Here is a 17,354-nt window from a genome sequence, read left to right as displayed (position 1 = left end):
ATAAGCTCTGCCTCATTTTCAGCTGCCGTTAAAAAATAATTCAGGTACTGCTTTCCTTCTTTACCGCGGCTATGGACAATCTGGGCGCCCTCTGCGGATCATGCATCTTACCCAGCAAAAGAAAAACATAAAATCTTTTTTTCTTTAAATTGTATATCGTAATATTGCAATATAAATATAAGACGATGGGAACAACAAAAACAGATCACTTTACAGAAAGCCAGAATGAGCTGGCTGTTTTAGCCAAAGCATTAGGCCATCCTGCGCGTATTGCTATTATGGAATACTTATTAAAAGTGGATGCCTGCATCTGCGGAGATATTGTAAACGAACTTCCCCTTTCGCAGCCGACAGTTTCACAGCATTTGAAAGAATTGAAAAATGCAGGTCTGATTAAAGGAAGCATCGAAGGAAATTCTATCTGCTACTGCATCAATGAACCCGGACTGGAAAAGATAAAAGGCTTTTTTGAGCATATATCAGCAAATCTTGCAAAAAAGAGAAGCGAATGCTGTTAATCTAAAAGATATGGAAATCAGAAAACTTTCGGACAAACACTGGGATCAGGTAAAAATAATCTACCAAAAAGGAATCGACACCGGCAATGCCACCTTCCAGACCAGCGCCCCTTCATGGGAAGACTGGGACCAGTCCCATCTGGCATCCTGCAGAATTACAATGCAGGAAGATGGCAAAGTGATTGGCTGGGCTGCCCTTACCCCTGTTTCTTCCCGCTGCGTTTATGCGGGAGTTGCAGAAGTGAGTGTATACGTGGATCCTGCACATTCGGGAAAGGGAATTGGGCTTACCCTCTTAAATGAACTTGTCCGACAGAGCGAAGCGGAAGGAATCTGGACGCTTCAGGCAGGGATCTTTCCCGAGAATACAGCAAGCCTGCGCATCCATGAAAAAGCAGGCTTCAGGATACTTGGAACAAGGGAGAAAATCGGAAAACAGAATGGTATCTGGAGGGATACTGCGCTTCTTGAAAGAAGAAGCTCCCTAATTATTTAATAAAAAATATAGTCTAACTAAATATAAAAATATGAAACTTTCAGAAATTAAAGAAGTGCTTAAAACAGTGGAAGCTGTAAATTTTGAACTGCCCAACGGCACATTTGTACCGGAATATTTTCACGTAACCGAAGTAGGCTTAGTTACCAAAAACTTCATCGACTGCGGAGGAACAGTAAGAAAAGAAACTGCTGTAAACTTCCAGCTTTGGGATGCCAACGACTACGAGCACAGGCTTAAACCCGGAAAGCTGATTCACATCATTGAGCTTTCAGAAAAAGTATTGGGAATTGAAGACAACGAAATTGAAGTGGAATACCAGAACACTACTATCGGTAAATACGATTTGGATTTTAACGGTAAAAACTTCACTTTACTAAATAAACAGACAGCCTGTCTTGCTCAGGAGCAATGCGGTATTCCATCTGATAAGCCTAAAGTAAAATTATCTCAGCTAAATACTGACAATGCTAATTCATGCACTCCGGGCGGAGGATGCTGCTAATCATTAAACAGATAATTAACAAACCTTTACAGCCAAAAAACTATGTTATATCCAGAAATTGAGAATACCGTTAAAGCATTTGATTTTAAGCAGATCTCCGAAGATCGCAAAGCAGTCCTGCAGCCGTTAATCGACTTCATTCAGACCAAAGCGGACAGTAAGCTGGAAACCAGACTAAACCTAATCTGCACGCACAATTCCAGAAGAAGCCACCTCTCGCAGGTTTGGGCGCAGACTGCGGCTGCCTATTACGGCATCAAAAACGTTTCATGCTATTCAGGAGGAACAGAGGCTACTGCCCTTTTCCCAATGGCAGCGGAGACTTTGAAGGACTCAGGATTTAGCATAAAAACGCTTTCAGAGGGATCAAACCCGGTTTATTCCATAAAATATGCAGCTGACGCGCTTCCTGTCATAGGCTTTTCCAAAACCTATGATGATGACTTCAATCCTGAAAGCGGATTTGCCGCAATAATGACCTGCTCGCAGGCTGACGGCGGATGCCCGTTTATAGCAGGCGCTGAGAAAAGAATCCCAATCACTTTTGAAGATCCTAAAATTTCTGACGGAACGCCTCAGCAGAAAGAAACTTATCTGGAGCGCAGCCTGGAGATAGGAACTGAAATGTTTTACGTATTCTCACAAATAAAAAAATAAAATGGCAGCAAATAATTGTGCACCAGCCGTCGGACGCAAAAAGTTAAGCTTCCTTGACCGCTTCTTGACCCTTTGGATTTTCCTTGCTATGGCGATAGGCGTGGCAATAGGATACTTTATTCCTTCCAGCGGAGATTTCATCAATTCTTTCTCCAGCGGAACAACAAACATTCCATTGGCAATAGGGCTTATCCTGATGATGTATCCGCCTCTGGCAAAAGTAAAATATGAGCAGATGGGACAGGTTTTCAAAAACACAAAAGTCTTGGGTGCCTCTTTATTCCTGAACTGGATTGTAGGCCCCGTTTTGATGTTTTTGTTGGCGCTCCTGTTTTTAAGCGGATATCCTGAATACATGATTGGAGTGATTCTGATCGGCCTGGCTCGCTGTATTGCAATGGTTGTGGTATGGAACGATCTGGCCGACGGAAACCGTGAGTATGCAGCTGGACTTATTGCCCTGAACAGTATTTTTCAGGTGCTGCTTTACAGTGTATACGCGTACATCTTTATTACCATTCTTCCTCCCTATTTTGGATATGACGGTTTCGAGGTGAATATTAGTATTGCCCAGATTGCCGAGAGTGTCGGCATCTATCTAGGTATTCCTTTTGCTCTTGGAATCATAAGCCGTTATGCACTTATTGTGCTGAAAGGCTATGAATGGTTCGAAACTAGGTATGTGCCGTTGATCTCACCGATTACTCTAATTTCATTGCTTTTTACGATCATTGTAATGTTCAGCCTGAAAGGGGAACTGATCGTTCAGATCCCAATGGACGTTGTGCGTATTGCAATACCGCTGGCGATTTACTTTACTTTGATGTTTGTCATCAGCTTTTTTACAGGGAAATATTTTGGTGCCGACTATTCAAAAGCCACCTCTATCGCTTTTACAGCAACCGGAAATAATTTTGAATTGGCAATTGCTGTTGCAATCGGAGTTTTTGGAATAAACAGCGGCCAGGCCTTTGCAGGTGTTATCGGGCCTTTGGTGGAAGTGCCTGCTCTTATTGCACTGGTAAACCTTGCATTCTGGTTCAGAAAGAAATATTTCACAAAACAGTTGCCAGCAGAAACTGCTTAAAAGAATATGAGAATTGCAATAATATCGGATATGCATGCAAACCTCCACGCATTGGAGCAGACTTTAAAAAGTATTGAAGAGCAGAATAGAGCAATTGAAGAGAGTTCTTTTCCCGATGTTTATTCGCTTATGGTTTGAAAAGCACATTAATACATTGAAAAAAAAGCCTGTTATGGAAAATTTTAAATTATTTTTACAGAACGTAGTGCCTCTAAGCGATCAGGAATTTGAAAACTACAGCCCGTATTTCAAAACAAGGACATTACCTAGAAACAGTTTTTTTGCAGAATTAGGCAAAACCTCACATGAAGCCGCTTTTATTAAAAAAGGACTGCTCAGAACTTACTATATAAATGAAAAATCCGAAGAAGTGACTTCGTGTTTCTGCGCAGAAAATAATTTGACAGCTTCCTACAAGAGCTTTATTTCGCAGCAGCCTTCAGAACTTTGCATTCAGGCTGTAGAAGATACGGAACTTATAACAATCAGTTTTAATGACCTGCAGATTCTCTATCAAAAGAGTCCTCTCTGGCAGAATATCGGAAGAACAATTGCCGAGCAGCAGTATATGGTGATGGAACAGTATGCAAGTGTTTTGTGCAATGAAAGCGCAAAGGAAAAATACATGCGCATGCTTAAGGAACAGCCTGCAGTTGTAAACAAGGCTTCAGTAAATGATATTGCAAGCTATCTAGGGATTACACGAAGGACGCTGAGCAGGATCAGAAAAGAAATTGCCCAGTAAATTCGAGGACATTTGTCCTTTTTGCTAATTATACTTTCCAATAGTTTTGCTTTTATAATCAATTATAAATAAAATGGAAACAGCAATTATCATTTCATCCTTCTTTCTTGTCCTTTTTGCAGTCTTGGCCTTGTATGACGGCTTTTATCTGCATATTTTCAAATACCAGCTCCACAATCGGGAAGAAAGTAAAACCGAGCACATTACCCATACTTTGAGAGCTCTTTTCTTTCCAGCCATCCTTTATTTTTTGTTCTTGAAACAAGATAATCATACTAGTTTTGTAATAGGCTTAATCATTGTCCTTTTAGATATAATGGTACTCGGCTACGACGCTTTTATAGAAAAAGACAGCAGACAGTTTATGGGAGGCCTGCCACGCTGGGAATATATTGTCCATTTATTCGTAAATGGCTTTCATTTTGCGTCAATTGCAGTGTACCTCTCCATCAGATTTACTTTTGAAAATGGGGAATTAATGATTTCTAATATAAATCAATCTCCAAACTTTTTTAATTTATTAATTATAAATCTTTTGCCGGGAGCTAGCATAATGGCAATTCTTCATGTTTTCTTATGCATGCCAAAAAGAGCCCATATCTGGAATAATTTAAGAAGTAAAATCAATTGTTGTTAATCTAACTTTCTGTATAGACAGAGCATAAAATCTATGAGTTTGGAAATAAATACTATTCACAATCAGTTTTACATCATCTTGGGCAAATATATTAAGGCCCGTATAAATGATACGGGCGATGCATCTGATGTCTTGCAGGAAGTTTTTATAAAGATAAACGAGAATTTAGGTTCACTGACTGATGAAAGCAAATTAAAAAGCTGGATTTTCACCATCACAAGAAATTCCATTATTGACTATTACCGAAAAAATTCCAATCAAAAGAAATCAGAACTGACCGAATGCATCATGCAAAAAATAATGCATGAAACAGATTTTGATAATACAGAAAGTCTGGACTGTTGTCTAATAAAATTCATTGAGCGGCTGCCGGAAGACTATCGGGATATTATCATGGATAGTGAAATACATGGAATCAAACAGAAAGATTTAACAGAAAAATACAGCCTTGCTTATCCGTCCATAAGATCTAGGGTGCAGAGAGGCAGATCCAGATTAAAGGAAATGCTGCTGGACTGCTGCAGTATTGAATTAGACCGCCGTGGAAATGTTATGAATGTTACCTCTAAAAAATCATGCAGCGGAGGAAAATGCTGATATCCAAGAATCATTTATGGAAGCTTCCTATATACAAAATTCAGGCTGTTAGAAAAAAAATCAGCAAAGCTTGCATCATTTTTAGATTAGTACGTCTTAAGTAATATTAATCATTAAAAATTAAAATTATGAAAAACAAAATGTACCTTACTCTTGCAGCATTGGTATTGTCTGCTGGAAGCATCTTCGCTTATGCGAACTTATCAAAAACTGATACTAAGAAAAGCTGCACTGAAAAATGTTCAACGCATTGCTGTAATGACAATTCGGGTACTTGTGCTCCGAAAGATTGCAAAAAGTAACTTTTCTATTTTACTGCTCAAAAGACAACTTTTCAAGTTGTCTTTTTTTTACTTAATCATTGATAATTTTGACTTTTACCTTTCCTGAAATTGTTGAAAATTGTAAAAAACAAAATAATAAGAATCAAAATTTATCTTCGACAAATTTTGATATGAATATTTTCAAAATTATAATTTAAATTTATCTGTAAAAATTTGATTTTTTGTTCATTTTTTAGTGTTCATCAAAATTAATGAATTTTAACATTTGACCCTTACGATATATACAAACCGCTTTATAATTAAAATTTAAAGTAAATATCTAACAAACTAACTTGAAAATAGACTAATTTCTCTAAATCGTTCATAAAATGATTTGTAAATTGTTCAGTCGAGGTCACTGTGTGTTCTGAAAGAAGGCAAACCAAATTTAAGCCTTAGTCGAGCTGCATCTTGCAAATGAGATTACAATCCGCATAAAAAATCAAAGTAAAAATAAAGAGATGGAGAAAACTAAAAAATCTCTTTTGCAAGGGATAAAACTCTAACCATTTCTTGCAAAATCTTATGAAACCGTCAGAAATCGAATAACTATCAAATACATCTGCCAGTAAAATCAACCGCACTCTTTTCCCAACTCCCCTCTCACCAGCCAAAATAAAGATAAAAAAAATCTTAAACTAACTAACTAACTAACTAACTAACTAACTAAAGCTTAAAAGAGAATTTAATAATCTGCTCTTTAAATAAAGTGACGTTCCAGCCCTATCGCCCATCACCATTCAAAACGCAACATTTGCAACGTTTATTTCCGTTAGATTGAAATCCATTTTTTATGCATTTCCCATTGCAGAAATTACATCTTATTTTCATGACCCGAATTGAAACGCTAAGGAAAGGCAAAAGCATTTTAAAGCGCATTAAAAGACAAAAATGAAAGAGACGATCTGTTGAACGTCTCTTTATCTATTCAATAATTAAAATTTAATCTTCTTTTTCAGTCAGTCAATCGTTTAAACTATAAAAATACCTAATCCACAACATTACCCAATTTGAGATAAACGGTCTGCAAAATAATAGCGTTGGGATAACAATGACCTTTGGTATTCATTTAATATATTTCAAGGCCTAAAGATAATGGTTATGCAACTGATGCGACAGAATCAGCATGTAAATTTATAAACTCAACCATTTCGCTATAAATTTAGTGCGGTACATTATGTGGTCATAACATAAAGACATTCTGTAATCAATTTATCATCATTTTTTATCCTTAATAAAAAGAATGGCACGGTCTAAAATTTCATCCTTACCATTTTGAATACCCAAAACTGTACGCTCAACTTTAATATCAGGAACAATTCCAATCCTTTGAGTTTCTCTCCCATCTGGATAGTAAACGCCAATTCCTGAAAAAGGAGCATCGTAATCTTTAACAAAATCAATATGGCTCGTATTACCATCTGCACCTGACGTCTGACTTCCAATTACGGTGGCATCATCTGCCGTTTGAAAACACATTGTAGCCCATTCAGATTGGCTTACTGAGTTTTCGTTGACCAGTACAATTACTTTTCCTTTATAGTTATCTTTATTTTGGGCACCACAAAAATGCAGTTCTTTCTGCCAGTAAAACTTACCAGGATAGCTAAGGTCGGGAATAGTATATTTCGCAAAAGCTTTGGATGTGGAATTTAGAAAATTTGAAATTTCAAAATTTGCTCCTTTAGGATAGTTTCTAGAATCTAAAATTATAGCCTGTGTGCCTCTAAATTTAGCGAACATATCGGCAACATCAGAAATCTTAAGCTTGCTCATATTTACGTAACCAATATTATCTTCTAATAAATAATATTTTTCGCTTTTTGATTTTTTAAATTCGTTACTATGTGATAAATTATAATCAGAACATTCAATCCTTTTATTAGTTATAATTTTGTTACGTGAGATTTCTAAATCCATAAAATCATTATAACTAGAAGAAATTTCTGAAACTAGATTTCGAAGATATGCAGACTCGTTAGAAGCACTTATATAATCTCTTTCATTTTCCATTATTTGCGAGATAGTTTTATTATCTACTTTGGTTATAACATCTCCAATCTTAATATCATAATGTTTAGCCAAAGTATCACTTAAAATCTCAGTTACCACCATTTTCTTATCCAAAATTATACACTTCATAGGCAGAAATTTTCTAATTTTTCCGCTGTTTTTAGATAATGTGAAATAAAAACTTGAATGGGTATCATTAATCCTAACAACTAATTTCAGCATTGCTATTTTGAAATCGTCTTCATTTTTAAAGTTTAAAAAATTAGGCAGCATCTGTTCTAATGTTTTACTCCAATTATTATCCATCAAATATTTATATGGGTAAAAATACTCGATGACATTCCAATATCTAAAAAGTGCTAAAAGACGCAGATCTTGCTTCTGCCAGTTAAAGCCGGAAATATCTTCATTCATTAAAAATACGTTGCCTGCTTCCGTTTGACCAACATAAAAGGGCTTGCCTTGATACCTGTTCTTCTCTATAAACTTAAGCTTACGGGAAAGATCGTTCGAGAAGATCTTATTTTCACTTATCCAAGACAGATCAAAATTTTTGTCAAAATAGGCAACATCTTTCAAAAAAATAATATTTTCTTCTCTTACTGTTCCCAATGAGTCTACCAAATCTTCAATGATTTTTGAGAATTGATTTGCTGTCTGCACCTTTTCAATTTGAGGTAGCATCTGTAACAATTCTTTATCCCAATTTTTGCTTCCGTCTGCAACATTTGGATGATAGTATTTTAAAAAACCCCAAACCTTTGCTGTTAATGCTAACTTTTCAACCTCACTAACTTTATCTTGAGAATATCCAAATTGGAAAAAGAAAACACATGCTATAAATAATATTTTCTTCATCATGCGTTTTTTGTAAATTTAATTTGGTTTAAATAGGCTTTAGCTAAATAATAGGTTTTAAATTCATTAAATCTATGATTATCTTCAAAATGTCTGTTCATACTCATATGTATCAAAATTGAAACGTAACGCTGCCTGTACGATTTTTTAATTTCTAATTCTGTTTCGATATTTCTTTTTATGCAATCGCTACTCAAATAGCTATTGAAAGCAAAATTATTTATTTGAGATTTTAAATTTAAAAAATCTTTATTCAGTGATTTTCTTAAATCTGCTGTTAAATCAAATTCATTTTCGAAAAATTTAATTGATTGCTCGCAATATTCAATCATCTCATCTATTGAAAAATCAAATAGTTCAAGGTAACTTTTTATTTTAAGTATAGCCCCTATTTTAACATCTTCATCCGATAATTCTCCTTCAGTTAGCATCATTATAGCATTTTTGCTATCCAGTGAAAAGATTGTTTCGGCTAATTCCATTAATTTAATCCCACCATATCTCTGAATTTCCTGATCATATAATTTTATATGATAATTACTTATAAGATTTATATTTTTAAGATGGTGAATTTTATTAATTATATCTTCTTTACATTTTTGCGAATTAGTTTTGAATCTTAATCTGATACATCTATCAGGATTATGGTAATTAACAAAAAAGAATAAATATATTTCTTTATTTATTAGAATATTATTACTAACGTATTTTAAAATATCTTTACTAGAATACGAATTTGTAAATAACTCCAAATAAAGCCAATCTGAAACTATGGGAATTGTTTGGTCACAGTTGGACAATTCCTCAATACTTTCATACGAAATGTCGCTTCTAAAATATTCATTGTTTTTAACGCTTATAACTAATTCATGTGCATAATTTGAATCTGCCTTATCTCTAATTTCCGGATAAAAAGAATCATATAAGGATTCAGCTATATAAATAAAGTTCTTCTCCTTGACTTTTTCAAAAATGATTTTAATGTCATCTTCATTTTCTGTATCAAGCACAAGTTGACCACTGCCTTCAGATAAATTAATTAGTGTTGAGAATTTATAATCCTTGATATTTTCTGAAAAATAAATTTTAAACTCCTCAAAAGTATAATCTCTATCTACCAATAAAAGTTGTGCCGGATAAAGCAACACATCCTTTTCAAGATAGATTCTTGGAACAAAAGGTTTAAAATAACTATACGAATTAAAATCAAAATTAATCCCATAAATTTCCTGGTTATAAAATTCGAAATCATATAAAAATTTATATACTTCAGAATCAGATAGATTAGGATTTAGTGAGGAAGTAATTTTTGGCAGAATCTGTTTTTTATACTTTTTAGATACGAGTCGCATTTCTCCTCCATTTAAATGTAGAAAAATATCAGACATTAAAATAGAATTTACCTCATTAACAGACGTGTTAATAGGTATTGAAAAGTCATAAAATTGCTTTTTAGCCGAAACATTTATACTTCTAAATGTACCTATGCAATTGATGTCAGCTACTATCTTCCCTTCATTGATTTCTTTCTCAAAACTAACAATTTCTTGACACAGATCATTTGTTATGTCACTAAAACGAGCCACTAAATTCAAAGCTGAAGTAGAACCTAATGACTTAATATATAAAATTTCTTTATTCGTCTTTTTACAAACTAGTATTTCAGCCATAATACTAAAGCTAGCGGGAAGTTTGGTCGTCTTTTTTCCGATATTGGGATCAATAGGCAGATCCATATAGATATTGTTTTCGGTTTCAGCCAATATTTTCCCTAGTACTTTTCTATCTAATTTTAACTCATATTGTGTAGCTAAAGAGGTATAATCTAAACCTGAATATGGATTAAATATCTTACTCATCGCTATAAATCCATCATTGTAACGTTCAGAAATTTTGCTGCTAAATTTGTTTAGCAAATCATTCCTGTGCGTGGAGTGCGAGTTATACTGAATAGCAAAATCAATATAACGCTTAATTTTTTCTTTAAAATGAAAATCTAAAGTCCCCAACTCCCTATCAAATGAATTAACCGCATGAGAATATTTTACACCTGAATTGTTAGATTTGAAAAAAGCATCTTGCTCAAGTAGATATTGTTTCGAAAAATCATTAATTTCGCTTGTATTGTGCAATAGATGAAAATCTTTTTTTATAAGGTCTGAAGGCAAATAGAAATTAGGTTTTGATAATTTTTCTGCATAGGGAGAAAAAAGAAAACATTCAATGATTAATCCGCAGTCAATAATGTTTTTTAAATAATGCTCTACCTCATCTCTCTGAAAGCCATCTAAAATTATCTCGTTTAGTATCTCTTCAAGCAAAACGGCTTTTTTAAATCTATTTACTACCCATTCTAAATTATCGTCATAATCAATTTCCACATATTTTAGCTCTACTTTGTCCCCCTTTTCAACATCCGATTTATAAAAGCTAATTCTCGTACTATTTAAAAAATGTATTGAAGGGTTTAAACAATAACTTTTATTTAACCAATCTGCCGCAGAATCTGAATGGATATGACCTGATAAGAACAGGCTGTCATATTTAACAGATAATGCCAATGCTTCTTGTTTTTTTATCGAAGTGGAGCTACCCCAATTCAGCACGCCAACACTATTAAATACTCCAAATGGAGTGGGATTAAAATGTGCCCTGATAAAATATTTAGATAGAGATTTCTTAACTTTTGTATCCTTACTTTTATTGACATCTTCATATAAAGATCTTGAAGAAATTAAAATCGAAAGTCTGAATAATTGATTATTCTTAAAAAAATCAACTCTATTTTTTCTATTTTCATTATGAGATTGGACTGAAAAATTTGCAACTCTTTTTACTATATTATCAAAAAAAATCATTCTTTACGTAGGTTTACTTTGTTTTTTAATCAGGGAATAATTGACATTAATGTAAATTAAATATATTTAGCCATTGGGATGAAATGTGTTTTTTTAAGGTAAGCTCTCCCATACCTACACCTGCCAAGCCCGTTATTAGATTAGTTTCTTTCACGTATGAACCATTATGATAGGTTAAAAATTCATTAAAATCGTTTGTTTGAATAGATAGAATGTTTCTCCATTTATTTATTGAATAATTGAAATCGGTATCAGAAACTTGAGAGATCAGATCATATTGAAGGATAATTCCGATCGAACCGTGGCACATCGTATAATCTTTTACACCAGAATCAATTAGTGAAATATCTTCTAAATTTCTAATTAATTCTAGCGCTTCCTCAGAAATAGAATTTTCATTAAGATATAATCCTAAATTAAATAATGCATTAGAAATACCCAAATCTCCCTGACACCAGCTAATCAATGGATCAAACTGTGAATTATCTTCTAAAATAATTAAATTCGGGTAAAATTGTTTTGAGCCATTTGTCCTTTTATAATTGTTTAAAAAAACTTTTATAGCTTTTAATGGTATTTCGATGTCGTCCTCTATTTCAGGAACATTTCTTTTTAAATCAATTAAAAAATTTATATACCCTGCTGCACCGTGTGCCAAACCAAAATAATAGCAATGCTTGTTTGAAAAAACGGACTGAACTACTACATCATCAAAACTATAATTAATTTTTTCTATAAGTTCTTTTGTAAATTTGCTCAAGATTTCAAGTGCTAGAGAATCCTTGGTCGATTTGTAACGCTCTATAAAATATTTTGCAATCCCCATTGAACCATGTAAATAATCATAATTATTATCTACTGTTTGCTCATTAAGTTCTTCTTGCAACAATAAATCTATAGCTTCAAAATATTCTTTATCGACATTGATAATATTATTTTTTATTCTTAAAAGCATTATGCCATATCCTGCTATTCCGCTACAGAGAGTCATTGAAGTATTCTCCTCTTGAATGAGGTTATTAATTTTTTCGACAATACTTAAAAGCTTATCATGATGCTCTTCATTTCCAAAAACTTCAAATAGACTATTATAAAAAAGAGCTATTCCCGAAAGACCATCCATTAAACCTATTTTTCCTTCGTCATGAAAACTCTCCCAAATTTTTTGCTCTATCTTTAAAAATATTTCATCCATATCATAAAACTCTACAAGCAATTTTATTTATCTTTTTTATAAATATTTATATATATAAGAAAGAGCAATTTCCATTTAATTATGAAAATTACTCTTATCTAATACAATTGTTTATTTAACAATAGTGAATAAACAAAGTATTCTGAAATAATTAGTTAGTAGTACAATTCCATGCTCTTGATGTACATTTTACTGGCCACACAGAATCTTGATTACATTGACCAGATGTCTGCGCAGGTATATTTCCTCCTTTTACTGTAGCCAATTCTTCCTTATTCAATTTCTTTACTGTCAAATTTTTTAATTCTAATTTTTTCATTGTTAATTTTGTTAAAGGTTATTATTAATTTTGATGACATTAAAATTGCTCAATTCTATCAGTTTTTAACTACGTGCACTTAGTTCTTTCTATTAAGAATTGAATCAGTTTAATCAAAAGTATTTTTATTAAATCAGATATCCTTACGGTTTCCCACATTGTCAGATTTTTTTTTCAGCACTGAACATTTATTTCAGTTTCATTGTAAAATCTTGGTCCATTTCAATTTGGGGTGGACCTTTTTCAAACAAATAACTAAGGTGAATTTTAAGATTTTCTCCTCTCAAAGTTTTGTGGCAGAATCGTGGCACATTGGCTTTTGGAAAATTCTAAATCCAATAAAATCAATTGCTGACGAAATTAGGTTCGAAACTGTATTAAATCCCTGCTCCAAAATAATATCAACAATTCTTTCACGACATATTTCACAAAGCAGCCAAAATATTAAAATAAAAAGCCACTCCAACAATCCCCACTTTCACCGGCCAAAACAAAAATTAAAAACAATCAAAAAGAAAACAAGAACTAACTAACTAACTAACTAACTAACTAACTAACTAACTAACTAACTAACTAACTAACTAACTAACTAACTAACTAACTAACTAACTAACTAACTAACTAACTAACTAACTAACTAACTAACTAACTAACTAACTAACTAACTAACTAACTAACTAACTAACTAACTAACTAATCTTTACGGTAGAAGCTTCAAATCTCCAGTAAAAAGTAATGGTTCGAATCCCGTCAAGGTCCAAGAACATCCTGTACCCGATAAAATAATCCCTCACTGATTATTGGCTCATGCTGCCCATTGCCCCATCTCTCCTCTTCATCTCTCCTCTTCATCTCTGTACTTAGGAACAACAATCTTTCCGCAATAAAGTGGATTTCTTATAATAAGCCACAAGTTATTCTTAGAAATAGCAAAACCTTTTTCTTTGGCCATTTGATAAATAGATTCCGTACTAAAAATATTTTTTGCAATCTGTTCAAAAATCCAAATAACCTTTACAGCTTTATCCGGTACAATGGCAATATACTTTTTTCCATCCTCCGTTATTTTATTAGCGTATCCATAAGCAGCCATTCCCATATGCCTACCCTCTTTCTTTCCACGTCTAAGCCCTTGAAATGTATTTAGTGCTCTTCTGTCATTTTCAACCTCAGGTGCAGCCAAATAAAAAGCCAGCATCATTTTGTTTTCCGGAACACTGAGGTCAGGCTGTTCAATAGCCTGCGGCTCTACACCCAGTTTCCTTAAAACATTTATCATTTACCCTTTTAGCACACTTTTACCGGGAAGCAGACAGGCATACATGACCTATACTTTGTTTTTAAGAGAGCGAGCAAAGGCCTTTTTGATTACGACTGGTCGAAGTTCACCAAATAAGTTACGATGAATTTCTCGGTTATGCTTCTGGGATAAAAAACGTAGATTTATGAATAGCTGCTCTCAAAACCTGGATAGGTGCAAACTTGGAATGCAAACCTATCGCATAATTTGCGTTTAAATAACTATTTTTACCGGCTTGCATTGGATTTGTATCGATGATCGTTAGCAAAATGAGATGGTCAATCTTACAATTTAAATATCCGCATCTAACTAATGAGAAAAACGTTAAAAATGAAGAGATTTAAATTCTTAAAAAATAAATATAATGTTGAGCTCCTAATTGATATTGGCACGTATAAAGACATCCCCCATTATTTTTTTGAAAGTGAGCTTCATCATACCGATTTTTATGAACTTATATTTTTCTCTAAAGGAAACGGCTGTTTAGAACTGGACCAGCAGAGAATTGAAATTTCAGATAATACAGTCATTTTTATTTCCCCATTTCAAAAAAGAAGATGGTTTTTGGACAAGAATAAGATCGAATGTTATTTCCTCTTTTTCCAGGACAGCTTCCTATCTAATTTCTTCTCAGATAAACTCTTCTCTTTCAGGCTGCAGTTTTTCTACAACAAAACCAAACCGCTCTATCTAAAGGTTAATGATGACTTCTTTAAACAGTTAACGAATATAATTCAGGAGCTGCTCAGTGAGATCAAAACATTTAGATCCGACAGCGAACATATTATAAGGGCACTGCTGTACTTTATACTAATCAAACTCAACCGGGCCTATGCAGAGCATTACCTTCTGTCTTCAGAAACAGAAAATAACAGCATTGCATTTATGTTTAAAGAGATTCTGCAAAATGAAGTCCGCACGACAAGAAATATAGACCATTACGCGCAGCAGTTAGGTATCAGCAGGGTAACATTAAACAAATGCATCAAAAAGCAGTTCGGGGTTACCGTTTCTGAAATGGTAAATGAATTTATTCTTTTTGAAATAAAGTCCCTGCTGTCTTATACCAACCTTAATATAAATGAAATTTCATACCTATTGCAATTCTCCCAAGCCAATCATCTGACACGTTTCTTCAAGGCACAGACAGGGATCTCACCAAAAGAATTCAGAAATGCTTATCAAAATGGTAGTTCTGTTATCTAACTGGTAACTATTCTATTTTACATGTATGATATATTTGTACATGAGAATATCTTTATCAAAAGACAGCAAGCATCCTTATCGAAATCACTAGTAAATATGGTCTATTCTCAGTAGGACACTTAAACTAGCAGACAATTAAAATAGCATTTCAATGAAAAAGCAAATCAAATTTAGCTCTATTTTCACTTTGATATTACTCCCCTGCTTTTTATTGGGCCAACGACAACAAACCCTCGAACTCGCGAGCCTGTACAAAAAAGGAAAGCTAAAATCAGTAAATAGAGAGATCAAAATCGTTTCCAGTGACAGCGGCGCTTATCTAAAAATAATGGAAAGTAAAAAGGAAGGCATAGTTTGGCTGCCTGTCCGGGACTTTAAAAACGGCACAATTGAAATCGAAATGCGGGGACAGGATGTTTTCCAGCGAAGTTTTATTGGGATTGCCTTTCATGGTGTCGATGATATTAATTATGATGCTGTTTACTGCCGTCCTTTCAATTTTTTTGCTAAAGATTCTGTCCGGAGAATTCATGCTGTGCAATACATCTCGCATCCCGATTTTACCTGGGAAAAATTAAGAAAGGAAAGCAATGCGGTTTTTGAGAAAGAAATCATCAATCCACCAAACCCTAATGATTGGTTTATCATGAAATTAGTAATTGACAGAACAACTGTTAAAGCATATATAAACAATGCAACCGACCCTTCGCTGATGGTTGAAAAACTAAACAATCGAACACCTGGAAAAATAGGGCTGTTTACAGCAGACAGCAGCGGAGGAGACTTTAAAATCATTAAGATAAATTATAAAAAATAAAACCATTACCTAATCTCTAATCATAGAGTTTCGCTTTCGTATAAAAACTCTTTATCAACTGTTTTAACCCCTATAATGTTATGCTGAAAAGAATACTTTTCATTATCTTGCTTTCTATTCCCCTTTTTGCTGCTCCATCACTGAAGGAAACTTTTAACATCTGGGGAAGGATTGTAGATAGTGGATTTAGTCCTATTGAATCATTCTCGATTAAGGTTTTTGAACTTAATACTTTTACAAATCAAAAAAAAATAATCCAAGATTTTAAAGCCAGAGATGATAATGGAGAATTTTTAATAAAAAACCTTAACTCAGGAACTTATCTTATTGAAGTTACAGTTGAAAATTATACAAGGTACAGCATTATAAAAACAGTTGGAAATAAAAACGAATCAGTCGGAGAAATCGTTTTACAAAATACCTGGTAAAATTATAAAACCAAGGATTACTGGAAAAATATTGGGGAAATTAAAAATTTTAAATATATTTTTTTGGCGCCTAATTACTTTTTTTAAATTCCCTATAAATATTGCTGGCCTTATTTAAAAAATTAAAGATTGTCAGGATGGTGCACTGGATAATACGTGAAAGAGAAAATGCGCACCTTTTGAGCCGGCACGCACGCTTTTTTTTCTTCATTAGCACAAAATCAAACTCTGAAACTTTTTTTCTTTAAAAATTAGCAGGCATAACATGCAGTTTTTAGATAAGTCAGGATTTTTTCTCAATAACAAATGCCTTGAGTTCGGCTATTTTACCATTATCAAACCGCCAGATGTCACAATAGGAATAGTGATCATACTCTCCATTTACATTTTTGAGGGCAATGCTGCCTGTCGCCGTTACAAAGTCGCCCTGTTCTATGGCTTTTTCCATATCAAATACCGGCGGTGCAAGGTAAAAATCTTTTATATACTGCCTAACTGCTTCTTTTCCTAAAAGGGTCCTTTCCCCTACAAATTCCCATTTGGTATCTTCAGTGAGATACGATAGATACGCTTCGTACTCTCCTTTTCTTACATGCTGGTTTGCATTAACTAATAAAGCTGTGTTTTTCATGTTCGTTGTCTTTTTTAATTTCAGGTTTTCATTTTGAGAATAAATGCTGAGTACCCCCGTCAATAATAAAATAGTTGTGAAGCCTTTTTTCATCATTGCCTTTTTTGATTTAATTTTGAACTTTATATTATTTAATTAAAATAGTGCTGCAAAGCTATAACATA

At 33.6% G+C, this 17,354-nt stretch carries 19 protein-coding genes and 1 pseudogene; 13 read left to right on the top strand and 7 right to left on the bottom strand.

Going from position 1 to position 17,354, the window contains the following annotated elements:
* The first annotated feature begins 185 nt into the window (after positions 1 to 185).
* The 10 genes from QLQ95_RS17345 to QLQ95_RS17300 all read left to right on the top strand — a co-directional run bounded on the left by QLQ95_RS17345 (position 186) and on the right by QLQ95_RS17300 (position 5,544).
* Entirely contained in the window at positions 186 to 518 is a 333-nt protein-coding gene (locus tag QLQ95_RS17345) for an ArsR/SmtB family transcription factor (protein ID WP_219071321.1), read from the top strand.
* A gap of 10 nt (positions 519 to 528) precedes the next feature.
* The gene (locus tag QLQ95_RS17340) at positions 529 to 1,014 is read left to right on the top strand and encodes a GNAT family N-acetyltransferase (RefSeq protein ID WP_320492520.1); all 486 of its coding nucleotides are present in this window, start codon (positions 529 to 531) and stop codon (positions 1,012 to 1,014) included.
* Positions 1,015 to 1,045: 31 nt separating this feature from the next.
* Positions 1,046 to 1,519 carry a DUF6428 family protein gene (locus tag QLQ95_RS17335; RefSeq protein ID WP_482500789.1) on the top strand — a complete coding sequence of 158 codons (474 nt, stop codon included), beginning with the start codon at positions 1,046 to 1,048 and terminating at the stop codon, positions 1,517 to 1,519.
* Between the two features lie 42 nt (positions 1,520 to 1,561).
* Entirely contained in the window at positions 1,562 to 2,176 is a 615-nt protein-coding gene (locus tag QLQ95_RS17330) for an arsenate-mycothiol transferase ArsC (RefSeq protein ID WP_482500787.1), read from the top strand.
* Between the two features lies 1 nt (position 2,177).
* Complete coding sequence (gene arsB, locus QLQ95_RS17325; protein WP_482500785.1) at positions 2,178 to 3,263, top strand: ACR3 family arsenite efflux transporter; 1,086 nt, start codon at positions 2,178 to 2,180, stop codon at positions 3,261 to 3,263.
* 6 nt (positions 3,264 to 3,269) lie between these two features.
* Positions 3,270 to 3,401 (top strand): hypothetical protein, encoded by a 132-nt coding sequence (locus QLQ95_RS17320; RefSeq protein WP_320492516.1) that lies wholly within the window; start codon positions 3,270 to 3,272, stop codon positions 3,399 to 3,401.
* 34 nt (positions 3,402 to 3,435) lie between these two features.
* Entirely contained in the window at positions 3,436 to 4,008 is a 573-nt protein-coding gene (locus QLQ95_RS17315) for a Crp/Fnr family transcriptional regulator (RefSeq protein WP_320492515.1), read from the top strand.
* 73 nt (positions 4,009 to 4,081) lie between these two features.
* Positions 4,082 to 4,645, top strand: coding sequence for a hypothetical protein (locus QLQ95_RS17310; RefSeq protein ID WP_482500784.1), 564 nt, complete (start codon positions 4,082 to 4,084; stop codon positions 4,643 to 4,645).
* 33 nt (positions 4,646 to 4,678) lie between these two features.
* Positions 4,679 to 5,242: an RNA polymerase sigma factor SigZ gene (gene sigZ / locus QLQ95_RS17305; protein ID WP_320492513.1), complete on the top strand. Its 564-nt coding sequence runs from the start codon at positions 4,679 to 4,681 to the stop codon at positions 5,240 to 5,242.
* Positions 5,243 to 5,370: 128 nt separating this feature from the next.
* Positions 5,371 to 5,544, top strand: a complete 174-nt coding sequence (locus tag QLQ95_RS17300) for a hypothetical protein (protein ID WP_320492512.1) — start codon at positions 5,371 to 5,373, stop codon at positions 5,542 to 5,544.
* A gap of 768 nt (positions 5,545 to 6,312) precedes the next feature.
* Here QLQ95_RS17300 and QLQ95_RS17295 read toward each other — a convergent pair.
* The 6 genes and pseudogenes from QLQ95_RS17295 to QLQ95_RS17270 form a co-directional block, all read right to left on the bottom strand.
* Positions 6,313 to 6,396: pseudogene (locus QLQ95_RS17295) on the bottom strand (IS1 family transposase); the annotation flags it as partial.
* A gap of 387 nt (positions 6,397 to 6,783) precedes the next feature.
* Complete coding sequence (locus QLQ95_RS17290) at positions 6,784 to 8,439, bottom strand: S41 family peptidase (protein ID WP_320492511.1); 1,656 nt, start codon at positions 8,437 to 8,439, stop codon at positions 6,784 to 6,786.
* Positions 8,436 to 11,294: a lantibiotic dehydratase gene (locus tag QLQ95_RS17285; protein ID WP_320492510.1), complete on the bottom strand. Its 2,859-nt coding sequence runs from the start codon at positions 11,292 to 11,294 to the stop codon at positions 8,436 to 8,438. Before QLQ95_RS17285 ends, QLQ95_RS17290 begins: the two co-directional genes overlap by 4 nt.
* Positions 11,295 to 11,340: 46 nt before the next feature.
* Positions 11,341 to 12,510, bottom strand: a complete 1,170-nt coding sequence (locus tag QLQ95_RS17280; protein ID WP_456892018.1) for a lanthionine synthetase LanC family protein — start codon at positions 12,508 to 12,510, stop codon at positions 11,341 to 11,343.
* 130 nt (positions 12,511 to 12,640) lie between these two features.
* Positions 12,641 to 12,808 carry a TIGR04149 family rSAM-modified RiPP gene (locus QLQ95_RS17275; protein WP_320492508.1) on the bottom strand — a complete coding sequence of 56 codons (168 nt, stop codon included), beginning with the start codon at positions 12,806 to 12,808 and terminating at the stop codon, positions 12,641 to 12,643.
* Positions 12,809 to 13,643: 835 nt separating this feature from the next.
* On the bottom strand, positions 13,644 to 14,087 hold the full coding sequence (locus QLQ95_RS17270; protein ID WP_482500781.1) for a recombinase family protein: 444 nt from the start codon (positions 14,085 to 14,087) through the stop codon (positions 13,644 to 13,646).
* 351 nt (positions 14,088 to 14,438) lie between these two features.
* Between QLQ95_RS17270 and QLQ95_RS17265 the strand changes: the two genes are divergently transcribed.
* The 3 genes from QLQ95_RS17265 (at position 14,439) to QLQ95_RS17255 (ending at position 16,559) form a co-directional block, all read left to right on the top strand.
* Positions 14,439 to 15,314, top strand: coding sequence for an AraC family transcriptional regulator (locus QLQ95_RS17265; protein ID WP_320492506.1), 876 nt, complete (start codon positions 14,439 to 14,441; stop codon positions 15,312 to 15,314).
* A gap of 151 nt (positions 15,315 to 15,465) precedes the next feature.
* Positions 15,466 to 16,131 (top strand): hypothetical protein, encoded by a 666-nt coding sequence (locus QLQ95_RS17260; protein WP_320492505.1) that lies wholly within the window; start codon positions 15,466 to 15,468, stop codon positions 16,129 to 16,131.
* 80 nt (positions 16,132 to 16,211) lie between these two features.
* Positions 16,212 to 16,559: a carboxypeptidase-like regulatory domain-containing protein gene (locus tag QLQ95_RS17255; RefSeq protein ID WP_320492504.1), complete on the top strand. Its 348-nt coding sequence runs from the start codon at positions 16,212 to 16,214 to the stop codon at positions 16,557 to 16,559.
* Between the two features lie 283 nt (positions 16,560 to 16,842).
* On the opposite strand, the gene QLQ95_RS17250 is transcribed toward QLQ95_RS17255, so the two are convergent.
* Entirely contained in the window at positions 16,843 to 17,286 is a 444-nt protein-coding gene (locus QLQ95_RS17250; protein ID WP_320492503.1) for a nuclear transport factor 2 family protein, read from the bottom strand.
* Positions 17,287 to 17,354: the final 68 nt, after the last annotated feature.

It is taken from the genome of Flavobacterium sp. B330r, from assembly GCF_056824325.1.
This window is presented reverse-complemented; position numbering and strand designations above follow the sequence as displayed.